Annotated in this window: 11 protein-coding genes; 1 reads left to right on the top strand and 10 read right to left on the bottom strand. The window is 58.1% G+C overall.

Features of this window, described 5'->3' with window-relative positions:
* The 9 genes from J2Y41_RS01315 to J2Y41_RS01275 all read right to left on the bottom strand — a co-directional run bounded on the left by J2Y41_RS01315 (position 1) and on the right by J2Y41_RS01275 (position 10973).
* Positions 1–948 (bottom strand): FkbM family methyltransferase, encoded by a 948-nt coding sequence (locus tag J2Y41_RS01315; RefSeq protein ID WP_309925484.1) that lies wholly within the window; start codon positions 946–948, stop codon positions 1–3.
* Between the two features lie 59 nt (positions 949–1007).
* A complete protein-coding gene (locus J2Y41_RS01310) occupies positions 1008–2627 on the bottom strand; it encodes a heparinase II/III family protein (RefSeq protein ID WP_309925481.1) in 1620 nt (539 codons plus the stop codon).
* Between the two features lie 97 nt (positions 2628–2724).
* The gene (gene wecC / locus J2Y41_RS01305; protein ID WP_309925479.1) at positions 2725–4014 is read right to left on the bottom strand and encodes a UDP-N-acetyl-D-mannosamine dehydrogenase; all 1290 of its coding nucleotides are present in this window, start codon (positions 4012–4014) and stop codon (positions 2725–2727) included.
* 15 nt (positions 4015–4029) lie between these two features.
* The gene (locus tag J2Y41_RS01300; RefSeq protein WP_309925477.1) at positions 4030–5922 is read right to left on the bottom strand and encodes a glycosyltransferase; all 1893 of its coding nucleotides are present in this window, start codon (positions 5920–5922) and stop codon (positions 4030–4032) included.
* A 1-nt stretch (position 5923) separates the two neighbouring features.
* Complete coding sequence (locus J2Y41_RS01295) at positions 5924–6850, bottom strand: ABC transporter ATP-binding protein (protein ID WP_309925475.1); 927 nt, start codon at positions 6848–6850, stop codon at positions 5924–5926.
* Positions 6801–7688 carry an ABC transporter permease gene (locus tag J2Y41_RS01290; protein ID WP_309925473.1) on the bottom strand — a complete coding sequence of 296 codons (888 nt, stop codon included), beginning with the start codon at positions 7686–7688 and terminating at the stop codon, positions 6801–6803. The genes J2Y41_RS01295 and J2Y41_RS01290 overlap by 50 nt, the downstream gene beginning before the upstream one ends.
* Positions 7689–7704: 16 nt before the next feature.
* On the bottom strand, positions 7705–9438 hold the full coding sequence (locus J2Y41_RS01285; protein WP_309925471.1) for a glycosyltransferase family 4 protein: 1734 nt from the start codon (positions 9436–9438) through the stop codon (positions 7705–7707).
* Positions 9435–10706: a glycosyltransferase family 4 protein gene (locus J2Y41_RS01280; RefSeq protein WP_309925469.1), complete on the bottom strand. Its 1272-nt coding sequence runs from the start codon at positions 10704–10706 to the stop codon at positions 9435–9437. Before J2Y41_RS01280 ends, J2Y41_RS01285 begins: the two co-directional genes overlap by 4 nt.
* Before the next feature lie 3 nt (positions 10707–10709).
* The gene (locus J2Y41_RS01275) at positions 10710–10973 is read right to left on the bottom strand and encodes a hypothetical protein (RefSeq protein ID WP_309925467.1); all 264 of its coding nucleotides are present in this window, start codon (positions 10971–10973) and stop codon (positions 10710–10712) included.
* Between the two features lie 534 nt (positions 10974–11507).
* On the opposite strand from J2Y41_RS01275, the gene J2Y41_RS01270 reads away from it, so the two are divergent.
* Positions 11508–13247 carry a DUF4434 domain-containing protein gene (locus tag J2Y41_RS01270; RefSeq protein WP_309925465.1) on the top strand — a complete coding sequence of 580 codons (1740 nt, stop codon included), beginning with the start codon at positions 11508–11510 and terminating at the stop codon, positions 13245–13247.
* On the opposite strand, the gene J2Y41_RS01265 is transcribed toward J2Y41_RS01270, so the two are convergent.
* Positions 13244–14368 (bottom strand): hypothetical protein, encoded by a 1125-nt coding sequence (locus J2Y41_RS01265; RefSeq protein ID WP_309925463.1) that lies wholly within the window; start codon positions 14366–14368, stop codon positions 13244–13246. The two genes, J2Y41_RS01270 and J2Y41_RS01265, sit on opposite strands and share 4 nt — an antisense overlap.
* Between the last annotated feature and the right edge of the window lie 318 nt (positions 14369–14686).

The raw sequence follows: 14686 nt of genomic DNA, 5'->3' as shown, positions 1-14686 counted from the left end.
TCATTCGCTCAACCGCTCCATGAGCTTTCCGACTAATGCCTCGAGTTGCTCTACACGCTGACTCATTTCAGCAAGCTTCTTACTCTCGTCGCCTTGTTGAGCCTTCAGATCGTCATTTATCAACGCAATGCGGTAGTACAAGTCTCTTGTTGCGAGATTTGTACGTGTCCTGAGGACCGCATTCCGGCGCTCCATCGCGGCACGCTCGCGCGGATTCCTCGCAGGAGCCATGATGTATGTGGGCGTGGCATTAAACTGTGCCACAAATGAATATCCGATTTCAGAAGCAAACTGCTCAAGAGAAGATTGTTCGGTAGCCGTGGCCGCTTCGCAAACGAGGATGGGGCGATCTCGCGCGATTAGGTCAGCCGCACCCCTGAGCACCGCCACGTCCATGCCTTCGGCATCAACTTTGATCAGAGAGACTTTTCGTTCGATCTGCTCAAGGTCAAGTGCACTTACCCTATATTCTCCTTCGGGCGACAGCGAAAACGCACTCGCCCCCACATTCTCAGGATCGAACCGGGAGAGTTTTGCGCGAGCAGTGAACTGGCCCAGAGCCTTCCGTCTAATCTCAACGCGATCATCGAGAAAATTCTGCTCCACATTCAATTGGAGGACCTCAGCGGCTAAAGCAAGTGGCTCAAACGCAAGCACCTCTGCTTCGCATATTGCAGCAAAGTACAGTGTGTGGTTCCCGATGTTTGCGCCAACATCAACGACATAGTCGCCAGGCTGGAGATAATCACTCAGAGCGCCAAGGAGTTGCCATTCGTAGAACATCTTGGAATTGGCTATTGTTGACGCGATATGATCGCCCTCAAGACCACTAATCCACACTCGCTTTCCATGTATTTCAATGGAAGTGCGTGATCCTGCAATGGTGTCGTCGGTATTTCTCATATTGCCCTCGCTATGGAGCTTGCCCTTGCTGCGGGTGGCGCTCAATTTACGGCTTAGTCTAAGTCATGCATCGGCCGGCACCAACTCGACCAACTCTCGAAAACCTACGACCAATAAGAACGTGCCTCCACCGGCAGGGTGATATCTTGATCTGCATCCCCAAAAGCGATGGCGCTCCTAATGGAGGATCGTGCAGCAGCAGCCGAAATCTCGACCGACCAGCACGGTTCCGACTCGTAGAACTTCACGGCCCGCCAACCTTTGGGCATGTCACCGCCTGATCCTAAATGGAAACGGATGGTACTAGTTGGTTCCGTCCACAGAACAAGTTTTGCGTCGCCAACCACAACCTCCAGCGAACCGTTACGCTGGGCTATTTCCGCATTTCCAGGGAACAGGAACCTTTGAATAGCTTGTTCTTCATCTGGAGCAGAAAAGGAATCGGTGATGAAGATTGTTGAATCATTCAGAAATGTATAGAGGCGTTCTGCCTGGTACGCCCCATCCACAACATAACCACAAGCGACTTCTTCATGGCCTAGGAGATCCACTCGCCTATCTATCCAGCTGTATTGCCTGGGCGGTTTGACCAAGAACGCGTCGATAGGTCGCACATGGTCAAAGCGAGGGAAGTACAGCCCCGAGTGGCCCCGCTGTGAGACTATCGCCACGCCAACCTTATCCGATGCGTCATAGGTCAGGAGCCCGGCGTCTATCACTAGATCAACATTCTTATGCTGCAGACGCACGGACGTGTCATCCAGATGTTTATGGACGACACCACGATATCCAGAGATTATGGATACATAGGAAGTTTCCGTCTTTCGAACAAACAGTCCATTGCTGGGAGAATACAACTCTCCAAGTGTCGACGGGTATGGGGACACGCCTCCCGCATCGTCACCTATAGGCGGCACTTTTCCATCGGAAAAGAGTTGCAGGGCGAGGGAGTCTTTTGCCCGTGACATAAGCGACTCCCAGATCTGAACGTACTCCGGCTGCAAAGCCGTCCTGCGCAGAAATGTGATCATCGTGTCCACGACGCGCATGTAGAGAATCTGATAAGCCGGGGTGTTCTCATTGACGATGCCGTTGTCGTCGAATGCCGCCTGAATTATTCTGTCGAACTCTTCAACCCCGGACCGCCCACAGTCGGAGGCAATGTCACTGACACCTTGGAACACGAAGGCAACGTGAGCCAGCGCTCGAGTCAACATCATGCCGTGATTGTTGAACTTGATCATGCCTTCCGACAAAGCCGAACGACCCACGACTTCGACGAATCGGACAAGCACTTCCTGTCTCTCTGGATAAAGTTCACCTCGCGCAACGAGAGACGCGTAGACCGCAGAGACAGCGAGCAACTGCGCGGCATGGGCGTGATCGAGGCTATTCATGGGCACGTAGTCAGGCCTTGACTGCTCACGAGTGAAATACGCCTCGTAGCTGGCAAAAATAGCGGCGGTAGTAGCCCAATCACCGTGGTCCCAATACAAGTAGGGAGCGTATGTAAGGCTGTGCAGCCAAAGCCTCGACGTAGCCAGGTCAGTGGGAAACTGAAACGCCCAATCAGTGTCTGCGCCCCGTATTGCAGCTGTGGCTCCATTTGGAAAGGTCACTTGGTATCCGCCATTATCTGGCTGGATCGACCATATATCTGACAACGGGCCAGTGTAGCTCGCAGCATAGTCCTCTAGGGACATGCCCACCGTGGTCAGTTCCATTTGTGTTCCGTTCATAGCTATTGGTCGTATTTTCCCCGGCTTCCCGCCCGAGCCGGTCCGTGCTTGGAAGTTTCTCTACCTGCAGCGGCGCATGGGTTCAGCTCAGAACGGCTGGCTTCTGCGCTTCGATGACTGAGTCGCGCCAGATTCCTCGCGTATCGATGATCGCTTTGTCGGCAAGAGCCGCCGGAGGGACGGTCTTGAATTCGTCATGGTCTACCAGGACTACTACAACGTCGGCCTGAGCGATTGCGTCGTCGGTGCTTGTGAGCTGAACGTTGTTCCGGCCAACAAGAGCCCTCGGCAGCCTCTCAATATGCGGCTCAGCAACCAGCAGCTTGGCGCTGGGCAGTTCATCGGCCAAGGCCGCCGTGATCCCGATAGCCGGTGATTCCCGAAGATCGTCAATGTTGGCCTTGAAGGCCAAACCGAGCGTGGCGATCTTTGGTGCCGTACCCAAGGATTCGGCAGCCTTGCGGACCTGTTCAACTACCCATTCCGGCTTGGAATCGTTCACTTCGCGGGCCGTCCTGATCAGTTGCGACTCAGCCGGCGCAGCGGCCACGATAAACCACGGATCAACCGCAATGCAGTGGCCGCCGACTCCGGGCCCGGGCTGGAGGATGTTGACCCTCGGGTGGTGGTTGGCCAACCGAATCAGCTCCCAAACATCAATTCCTAGCTTGTCGCTGATGACTGAGAGCTCGTTGGCGAAGGCAATGTTTACGTCGCGGTACGAGTTCTCTACAAGCTTGGCCATCTCTGCAGTGATGTCATCGGTGATCAGAATTTCGCCTTGGCAGAAAACTGCGTAAAGGTCCTTGGCCAGGTCGGCGGCCTCGGATGTGATGCCGCCAACGATCCGGTCATTGGTGACAAGTTCGATCATGACACGGCCTGGAAGCACCCGCTCCGGGCAGTGAGCGAAATGGATGACAGGCGCTCCGCCAGCGCCGTCCAAGGAGAGGTCCGGGCGCAGTGCCAGAATGTAGTCCGCTAGATGGCGCGTCGCACGAGGAGGGGATGTCGACTCGAGGATGACGAGTTCGTCTCCCTTCAGCTGGGGGGCGATTCCGCGTGCGGCGGCTTCGATATAGCTAAGATCCGCAGATCGGTCCTCGCGGAAGGGAGTGGGGACGGCAACGATGTATGCTTGGGCCGCCGGAGTCTCTACTGTAGCTCGCAGATTCCCTTGGCTGACGGCACCTGCAACGTGAACACCAAGATCCGGTTCCACGAACGGGACTTCTCCGCGGTTTACGGCGTCCACAGTGTTCTGGTTCACGTCGACACCAATGACCGTGACGCCGTTAGTGGCCAGGATGGCGGCGGTAGGCAACCCGATGTAGCCCAGGCCGATTACTGCAACAGTGTTAATGGTTGTCAATTTTGTCCCCTATTTTTAAACGGTGATGTGTTCTTTGGGGTCTCCAAAGAACTTGATTTCGCCGGACGCCGCCAACTCTTCGGCAGAGACGTCCCAAGTGTGCCCTTCTGCCTGACGCATCTGGCAGAAGTTGAATCTGTCGGCGGCATATATGGAGCCGCCTGCCGTAGTGACTGCTTTCAGGAAGGCAGTGTCCTCGCCCCTGTTGAGGGCTTCGAAGGGATGCGCTTCAAAGACCTCCCGGCGGGCCGTGATGGTCGGTCCCATCACGAAACGGCTGTACTTGTGTTCCTTGTGAGGCATACGCAGCACCGTCGCCTTGCTTGATACAAAGTGCATGTGATGCGCATGCTTTCCAACAACATCAGCCTTGGAATAGTCGAGTGCGTACAGCAGATCTGCCATGTAATTCGGACCGTAGTAGTCGTCGTCGTCCATTTTGGTCAGGACTGCTCCTGAGGCAGCCTCAACGCACAGATTCAGACATTGTCCCAGCGAAACATCGCGAGTCTGCGTCAGCACTTTGTACTGGCGAACGCCATACTTTTTCGCTAGTGCCTTCGCTCGACTGGGCGTGACCTCAAATCCATGAGTCAGCAACACCAGTTCGATTTCCACGCCGAGCTGGCTACCCACCGTTGCAAAAACTTGCTCCAACTGATGGGGCCGAATCGTGGGCACCAACGCGCTAACTGTTGGAAGCGCGACGGTTTGGCTGCTGTTCGGCAGCGCGGAGGACACTATGGCCTCAGCCCTGTGCGCATAGGTATTTTCGGACCAAATCCGACGCTGTCCCCTGTGAACTACACGATCATTGAGCTCAGGGCTACGTGCGAGCATCCGTATCTGGTGGGCTCCCTGCACTCGGGTCTCAGCAACCAACACCTCATCCGGAGCGAAGAAGCGTCCGATAGCCGCGCTGGGAGTAGACACTACCGGCGTCCCGGATGCGGTGATCTCAAAAATCCGCCGGGCGCACATGCTGGGCGAATCGACCACAGAGTTCACGTTCAGGAAGACCTTGTAAGCCCTGTAGGCGGTCAACATCCGTCCGTAGTCCAAGCTTCCGACCACGTTCTCATTGAACGGCACGGGGAACTGGTAGTTCGAGTCTCCGCCCAACTGACGGGAGAAGATCTCGAGCGACGGCCCGGACATGGCGGCGGCATCCCTTGCGGCATTGAGCAGCAAATCCATCTGCTGCCGGCGCTCCGGGTATTTGTGAGCGAAATACATCCCCGCGAAGGCAACTCCGCGCGAATGCCGCCCCTCTCCTACGCGGATCGGGTTATGAATGGCTGGCTGGGCGGCAAATGGCAGCGCCGCAACCCGATCATGCCCCAAGTCTTCCTTGTAGAACGGGATCCGGTCCGAATCACTGGTGAAGACCACGTCGAACTGCCGCGCAGCATCGAGGAAGTCTTCGTAGTGGGGCGGGTCTTCTTTGTTCCAGAAGACGGTCGGAATCGATCGCTGGCGGCACCATTTCATGAGCTCTAAGAACTCGGGCTTAGGACCGGACGTGCCTGTGAGCTGATATTTCCAAGAACCCTGGTTGCCATTCCACGCAGATTCAACGAACAAAAAGTCGATTTGTGTATGGGCGAGCTGCTGCAGCCATTGATCCTTGCGGAGATGCAGCAGGTTCCACTCAAACGAGAACGCCGCAGACGAAAAGTCGTCGAGAATCACGCCGACTGTGAGATCTGCACGCCGCGGCTCGCGGTCTGGAATCCGATGAGGGCCGAACGTCGGCGGTGCAACTTCTTCTGAGTGCAGTTGGCCTATCGCACCGCCGGAGCTGATCCGTTTATCGATCCTTCTCCGCCGGAGCCATTCGTTGAACTGTTCCAAACCGCCTTCACGCAAATGCCACGCGGCCTTGCGGGCGTCACTGATGATGGCCATCTCAGCGACCTTCCATTCGGCGACCACTGGCTCGCTCCAAGACCTGGGTTGCAACGAGATTCGCTCTGGCCTGATCCTTGATCTTGCCAGCGGTAATGTTGTTTCCCTTCGAGAGATGCGAGGAAAACTCATGGTAAAGCTGTGTGGTTTCCTCGGTTTCGCCATCCATGATCAGTTCGCCTTTGTCCAGCCAAATCACGCGGCTGCACATGTTCCGGATAGTGTCCAGGCTATGGCTCACGATGAAGACGCAGCCCGCCTGGGCCCTTAGCTCATCCATACGTGCCTTGCTTCGATTGCTGAACTGCGCGTCTCCCGTATTCAAGGCTTCGTCGACAAGGAGTATCTCGGGATTCACTGCAGCGGCAATGGCGAACCGAAGCCGTGAAGCCATACCCGAGGAGTACGACTTCATGGGCAGGTAGATCGCCGATTCCAAGCCCGACACTTCAACGATGCTGTCGAAGCGTTCATCGATCTCCTTGATATCCATTCCCATTGCAAGACACCCGAGGACGACGTTTTGATCCCCGGACAAGTCGGGTACCAGTGCGGCGTGAACACCTAGGAGTACCGGCGTGCTGGAGGCGTATACCGCCCCCTCTGTCGGCGCCACTTGTCCGCTGATCAACTTCATCATGGTGCTCTTGCCCGAGCCGTTGCGGCCGATGATGCCCACGGACTCGCCGCGCTCCACAACCAATGAGATTTCTTTCAGCGCACTGACCGTGACGAGGTTATCCCGGCGAAAAACCTTCCGAAGACTACCCCGGATGCCCTTGCGGGAGGACGTCGACCCCACCGAAGAAGGAACCTTGTAGGTCATCTTGACCCTGTCGACCACTACGCATGGTGGTCCGTCCAGAAACACAGCCTGATCAATCGCGACCATAAGTCTCTTCGCCCCTCCAGAAGAAAATGAACCCAATCAGTAGGGCTGAAAGCGACACAACGGCAAGAGTTGCCCATGATTCCCAGGCGGGGACCCGGTCGTACAGCACGCAATCTCGGACTATCTCAATGACGTTGTACAGCGGATTGAACTTCATGACGGCAAGCAAGGCAGGCTCATGAACGAATCGCTCATATGAGTAGAAGACTGCCGAGCCGTACATCCAGGCGCGGATCGCGAACGGCAATAGGTGCGTTACATCGTGAACAATGGAAATCACCCTGGCCAGGATCATGCCAACGCCAAGGTTGAAAATAAACTGGAGCACGATGGCCGGAATGATGAGAGACCACAGCCAACTGATTTTCTCTGCTGGCGGCAACAGCACAACCAGCAGCAGCATCCCCAGAACTAGTGGGACGGCTGAAAGAAGTTCCCTGATGTTGGCCCCGAGCGGAAGGGCGGCGCGGGGAAAGTTGAAGGCCTGAACTACGGATTTCCCGTTGCGTATGGACCGAGCACCTTCTGTGATTGCGCCAGCACTGAACTGAAACATAAAGATGCCGACAACCAGATACCCAATGAAGTTCTCGATGCCGCCGCTAGTATTCAGCAGCAGACCGAAGATCACGTAGTACGTAAGCCCGTTGAAGACGGGGTTCAGCAGGAGCCAGGCGCTGCCAAGGCGGTCTTTGCGGGTGCCGGTCTGAACTCGCGCTCGAGCATCGTAGAAAATGAACTGCCGGTAGTCCCACAGCCTAACCAGATAATCCAGGAAGTTTGGCCTGGAACCGACGCGCGACAGCTTCCGCATGTCTACGGACATCGGTTGGATGGCCGCAGGCGGCGGTAGCTTTGCCTTTTTTGCGGACACTAGCTGGCTCTCCTCATTATTTGCTCATCAAAGACTCGTAAGCCCGGCCATACGCTTGGGCGTTGGCCTCCCACGTCCTTGTGGCCAACACGTACTCCCTGCCCGCGGCGCCCAGCCGCTGGCGCAAAGCTTCATCCTCAAGCAATTCGAACAACACCTCAGCCAGCCCCTCCGGATCCTCAGCGTGCGTCACTCTGCCGTTTACACCGTCGTGCACTATCTCGCGCAGCGCTTCAAGGTTGCTGGCCACAACCGGCCGTGCGGCCGCCAGCGCCTCAACAGGCTTGAGCGGCGTCACGGCCCTTGTGACCGCAAGATCCTTGCGGGGCACAACGAAAACATCAAGCGCCAGGTGGTACAGGCGTGCCTGCTCCGGGAGGACGCGACCTGTGAAAATGGTCCGCTCCGAAAGTCCCAAACGCCGGACTTGGTCATGGAGCGCAGGGGCTGCCGTGCCGTCTCCGACCAAGACCAGTCTCAACTCTGACAGCCGCGGTGCAAGCAGCGCAAATGCGGTGACCAAATCGTCGAGGCCCTCGTAGTCAACAAGGCTGCTTACCGTCCCGATGTAAAGCCCGTTCGGGTCCAGCCCCAGAGCCAACCGCGCGTCGCCGTGATCGAGAGGTTCAGACAGGTAAGCGCCGCCCACTGCGTTGGGGCATATCAGGATTTTGCTATCCGGAACGCCCATGGCCACGATGTTCCGCTTCATGGACTCGCCCAGGGTTACTACCAAGTCCGCACTGAGCATGACCTCGGATTCGCGTTCCGTGAAGAATCGGTACCGTTCGCTGTTCCGTGCGGCTTCGCCCCGGGTTGAAGCCCAGGTATCGGCCAACTGGCCCCGGACTTCGTAGGCCCACGGGACATCCAGGGCGTTTGCGACTTCCCGGGCTACAAGGCCATTTACGAAGTGGGTGGTGGTATGGAGGACCGCGGGCCTGAAGTCACGGGCAAGGGTCAAAATGCCTTCGGCCTGCTGCTGTAAGCGACCATGCATGGACGGCTTCATGCGCGCCGGCAGGAGGCGTTCGTAGCGCACGCCGTCAACGACGTCATGGTGCCGCGCTGTCAACGCGCCGATCTGCACGGGGTAACCCAGGCGGGTTACGGCCATGGCTTCCCAACCGGCGTCCTGCTGGGCGGTCAGAATAGAGTGGCTGCGCCGGGCGTAGCCGCTGCCGGTATGCGGCACTGAGTTCGTCAGAAGGTGCAGGACCCTACGGGATTGCGGTTTCACTGCGGATGCCGTCAGCGTTGGACGCCACCCCTGGAAGACGCGTACTTCGGACTCAAGCCGCTGCCGCTGTTTTGCCATGCCGCCCCGCTCGCCAGCGAGGACGACGACGGCGCCGCTCATGTCGCCGTCGTACCACTTGCGTCTGGCGAGGGTCGCCGGAGTCCGGGTCGCCCCTGCGGCGAGGGGCAGGAAGACGTCCGCCCATGCTGGCTGCCCGGCGGCGATGGCTACTTCTGCGGCCTTGCGGGCGCGGTCGCCATCAAGACCGGCACGGACGGCATGTTCAAACCGACGCGTAAGACCGGCGGTGTCCCCCGCCGCGTGGGTGGCCAGCAGGAAGAGGGGACGGGCGGAATTGGGCGCAAGCCTGGCGACGAAACGAGCCAGCGGCCTGACAATCCTGGATGGCAGCCGGCGAAGAACCTGGAGGAACAAGACAACGGGCGACTCAGTGAGGTGCTCTGACACGGTTCCCGCGGTCAGGGCAATGTTCTTTAGGAGTTGGATCACGCAGTCCCCCGGGCATCGGCTGACTCCGGATTGACCAAGGAGGTTATCGAGTCCATGTATCGCAAGGCCAGCTGGGCGTAATCAGCGTTGTCCCGCACCCAGTCGCGTCCGCTGGTGCCTGAGGCGAGCCGGCTTCGGTCCTCGGAGAGATCCCGCCACAGCTGCGCCACTGCTTCTGCGTTCGCCGCGACGACGTCGCCTCCCCCGGCTTCAATGATGATGCGTTCCGCTTCACCCCGCACCACGGCTGTGACGTGCCTGCCGATAGCCAAAACCTCGTAGGTCTTGGACGGGACAGTTGTCTCGAAAGACTTCCAGTCATCGCGGAGGGACACGATGCACGTATCGGCTTCACGGTATTTGTCCATGACCGCTTGACCCTGCAATGAAGGGAAGAAGGTCACGGGCGCGTTGAGCTCGCGGGCCAATTTCACCAGTTGCGGACGGCTGGTACCGTGACCCACAAATGTCAGATGGAATCCCTCGCCCAGCAGCGCACTCGCCCTGATGAGAATGTCCAGGCGCTGGCTCTTGCCGTGATTTCCGAGGTAGACGGCATGAAAGACGTCGCGTTCCAAGGCCGGGGGCTCAAGGAAAGGCATCGAGTTCAAATCAAGGCCGTTGCTCACGGTGACGACGTTCTTGATGCCGCGGTCCCGCAGCGTCTCGGCAAAGCCGTCTGTGACCGTGACAACCAGGTCCGCCCGCTGCTGGACAAACTCGACCACCCGCTCCACCAGGCTTTTGACGCTGCCTTGCACGATCCGGGCGTCCCGGGCCAGGTCCGGCCAGGCATCCCGCATCTCGACGATGAAAGGCACCCTGCGAAGCCGGGAAAGTACGTATCCAGTAGCCAGCGTCGGGAGGCTCGGAGCGGTGGCGAGAATCGCATCGGGTTTCTTGCCGCCCAAACCTATCGGAACGGACATCACAGCGGAGAAGAGTTGATCAACGAAACGTGCCAGTGGCGAGGTGCCAAGATGCCGAAGGTACGGCACGCGCCTAATGGTTTCGCCATGCGGGCCTTCTTGGTGGGCAAAAGCGAATCCGGCCTTTCGCCGGGGCAGATCCCGCTTGCCGTTGGGATAGTGCGCCACGGGAGCGACTACGTCGACGTCCCAGCCTGCCCTCCGGAATTCGCGGGTCAGGGACAGCCAACGGCGCTGCGGCGGGCTGTGCTCGGGCCAATATGAGTGAGTGAGCAGCATTAGACGCAACGGCAATGCAGGATTTACGGCAGCCGCGTCCCTGGGGAGGGAAGTATCCATGGACTACTTGCCGTTGAGGCGGGGTCCGCGGATCCCCTTTGAGCGCAGGGCACGGAAGTACGCAAGGCCCAGCAGCAGCAACACCAAGACCGTCAGGCCTTGGACAAGGGGATTGTTCTCCGCGACGGGGGCGAGAGCCACCTTCAAGGGGCCGGTGATGTCTGCGCTGACAACGGGCGGGGCGGCAGTTTTGGTGGGAGTCGGTGTGGGCGTGGGCTCGGCGATGGCCGTAGGGGTCTCTTCCACGGGAGCCTCAGGCTCCACCACGAAATTTTCAATGGCAACATCACTCGGTAGAGCGGGAACGGGCAGCGGAACCGTAGCAGGTGGGGCGGGCACTTCTGCCGGCGGGACGACAGGCTCGACGACGGGCGGCGCCACGGGGGCCGGAGCTGGCTCTTCGGCTGGCTGAGCAGGTCCCGTTGGAATAGGTTCCAGAGTGGGGGGAGGCGTGGACGGCTCTAGAACAGGCGGGATGACGACCGGGAATGTCGGCTCGGGCTTCGGGGATGGGTCCGCTGGCTGTTCCGCGTCAGGCCCGGGGTTGGTTACCGTGGTGGCCATTGCCGTCTGGGTTCCAAAAAACCCGAGAATAGCCAGCATCATGAGCACAAGTGCGGCCTGAACACGTCTGATTCCGGTGCCCAACTTTCCCCCCGTTTATATGTCGTACAGAACGCCATGAGCGTCCGTTGCAGCCCGGCCACCAACAGCAGAAGGGCAGCCCGATTTAGTCTAGCGTATGGATAACAGTCATTTCATTCCGTAGGATCGTCTGCTGATGCCGACCTCAAGGAATTCATGACGCTCATTCGCGGAAGCCGTCCATGCATCAAAGCCCTCCTCGCGGCACTTGTTCTCATAGCCGGAGTTGCAGGAACTTCTTTAGTTGCGCCCAACGACAGCATCGAGGCGGAACGGCCGGCCCAGGAGACACCGCCCACAGAGGCCGCGAAGAAAACTCCGGCTGTTCAAGCGCCGAAACCGGCAAGCTACCCAATTGGCGGGTATTTCGTCTACGCCACTCCGAGCAGTTCCCGGAACCTACAGAAGCTCACCGAAATTAAGGCAGCAGGCGCTGACACTGTCATCACTTTTGGCACGTCCCTCGTGCCAGCTACCTTGGCGACGCTTCCCAAGGATTGCCTCATTGACGGAGTGAACTGCGCCAAGGCTGCTGCAGGAACTCTGGAGGTCAACCGCTATTTCACGTACTCCGACGGTAGCATCTGGGGCAACCAAGCCGTGAAATGCCCCAATGACCGCAGGATTACCAGCCTAGGCAAGGCATTCGTTGTGCTGGTCCTCCCTGCCCAGGGCAGCGGCTGCACGTCGGGGAACGGCAAGTACGACGTCGTGGTGGCAGGCGGTGGCGCTGCCGGTGGCACAGATCCAGCAACTTCAATGGCTGTGGCGGCTACGAAACTGGGCATGAAGTTCTATGCCGGCCTGCCTGCTCCGGTGAAGAGAACGGATAAGGCGTATCTCCCCGACGTTTCCTACCAAGGGACGCTTGCCCTCTTCACCGAGCGATTGCTGCAGTATCAAGCGACTGTATATAACGTGACCGGTCTGGCTGGCTTCTATCACCACATAGAAATGCCTCTGACCGATGGCCACACTTTCGATCCCATCCTGGATCTGTACCGCATGCAGAACCAAGCCATCCATCGAATCTTCCCTACTCGCGGCGCAATCGTTAGTCCCTACCTTGACGCGCGGGTCAGCGCGTTCAGTATCAGCCTGAACCAAGCCCGAAACGGGATCCGAAGAATTGCCCAGACAGCCAGCGGACTGGTTCTGAACATCGCCATCCAAGACGGCATGGGTACAGGTAAAGGCGGTGCGTTTCAGTCGAACGAGGCGAACTCGGCGGTTGACCGCTATGCGGAGAGCATTGTGGGTAAGGGTTCGTGGGGAAGCAAGTACGTGGCACCCGTTCGGGAGTATTTCCTGGCAGCTGCGGCGGGCATTTCCGGAACGGGCGCTGTCCTGTGGGCGAACTTGGAGGGCATGGCTCCGGCCACGGCATCGAATCCTTGCGGTGACAGTCTCCGTGGGCAAAGCTCCAAAGCCAGGATCGACCGGCAACTCCAACAGCTTTCCAACGCGCAGAAGGTCATTTCCTTTATGTGGGATTCGTATTACACGTGTGTTGGTACCGGTGTTCCACTGAAGGCCCAGATGGAGTCCGGAATTGCAACACCGATTATTACCGATGCCACCTTTGACGCAGCCACCGGCCAAGTGCGGATTACAGGCTTCAATCTTTCTGGTGGCAACGCCCAAGTGAAGTGGACCGCCAAAGGCGGACAACGCCTCGCGAAAACCGTGAAGCCCACAAGCACAAATACTGCGTACGGAGTCCAGAGCGGCATGAACCCAAAATTGGAAATGATCCTCGTGAACGTGGGTAAAACAACTCTGGCTGCGGGCCGCTACTATACCGTCAATGTCACCAACCGATGGGGCGCGGAGAACGATACTTTCTATTCACAACGCGTCTACACAGCGCAGGCTTCCCGGGGCGCCAAAGGCTAGCGCCAGACCTGGCGCGTTAGCCTGGACAAGGCCTTTGCCGCATGCGTGGCCAGGCATTGCCGTTCAAAGACCTCGCCAGACCGACAGCGTGATGTTCCATCCAGGCGGCAATTGCCGGGTAAGTGTGCGGGTTGGACGAAGAACCTGTTCTTCCACGTCATTTGATCCAGCCTGTGACACCACGCGGCCCGGTCGTGTCCAGAGGACGCTGGGTCCAACTGGCCTTCCAGCTCTGCCATGTTCAAGACATTCTGGTCACGCGAATAGATGAAATCGTCCCGGGCATGTACGGAACTTCCCTCAGTCTGGGCAGGCGTGTAAGCATCATGTACGAACCTGCGGCAAGGTAGCGGTCCTGAAAACACACCATAAAGGTGTCCTTCAGGTCGGCATCGGTAACCGCCTTGAGATAACTGACGGCGTATGAGATCCGTGAAGTTGATGGCCCGAATCCCGGGAAAGTTATGAAGAGATTCAACGAATCGGAGCAGCTCGACGAGACGATACGACCGGATCACGTCCCGGAGATTAGCCAAGGCAACCTGTGTCACCTTGCCAGCCCGCATGCCGCGAAGGAACAACGCAATATACCGCACCAAGTAAAGACGGACTTCCTTCGATGCGGCTGAGATCAGTGGAACCAGCCGCGTGACGTCGTGCGCTACTCGCCGACCAATGGCGACTTTCGTGTCAGATGCGACGGTGAAGCCCATAGCGAGCTGCTTTACGGTTCCGATGGACCAGTAGAGACGATAACTGAGGTAAAGGGCTGAACGATCCACGTCGCCAATTGCTTCTAAGGCATCCCTTGAGCCTATAGGTGTTGAGGCAACGCCGAATATGTCGGTGTCCCTGGCCCAGCGATAGGCGTCGTCGATCTTGGTGGCGGCTACATTGTTTGGAATGCCGCCCGTGTACATGACCGGCTCAGCGAGATAGGCCGTGCGGACGCGGAGGTACTCGAGCATCGTGGTCATGTAATTTGGGGCTAGCTGATGCAAGGCCCTTATGAACACCACGAATTTGGTGTCGATGGTCTCGCTCAGCCTGGCGATCCTATCCGTTGTCAACGGTCCGCCAACTTGGAGTATGCGATCCCTACATGCCGATTTTTCGTTCAAGGGCACAGTGGGCAAATTGACCGAATCGTGACGCCGGAACCCGGAAGAATTGCTTCCCACCGTCATTGAGTACCACCCACCACTGGGCGCAGGATTCGCGCCCTCCATTTGCGCATTTGGCGATCACTCTAAGGACCACACCGCACGGGGACTAACTCGTCTTGAAATCACCGTTGGCATGCGGCGCATGGTCTGGCAAGGGCCGCCAGTCTTTGCTACTTGATAGAATCATCTCTGCTGACGCCGACACCAAGGAACCCATGACGCTCCCGACTGATACTGAAACTGCCGAGACCGAGTCCCGCCCTCGACGTCAAA

Origin of the sequence: Arthrobacter sp. 1088, assembly GCF_031455315.1 — a bacterium.
Taxonomy (GTDB): Bacteria; Actinomycetota; Actinomycetes; order Actinomycetales; family Micrococcaceae; genus Arthrobacter.
The sequence above is the reverse complement of the archived record's forward strand: the minus strand, read 5'-3'. Positions and strand labels throughout refer to the sequence as shown.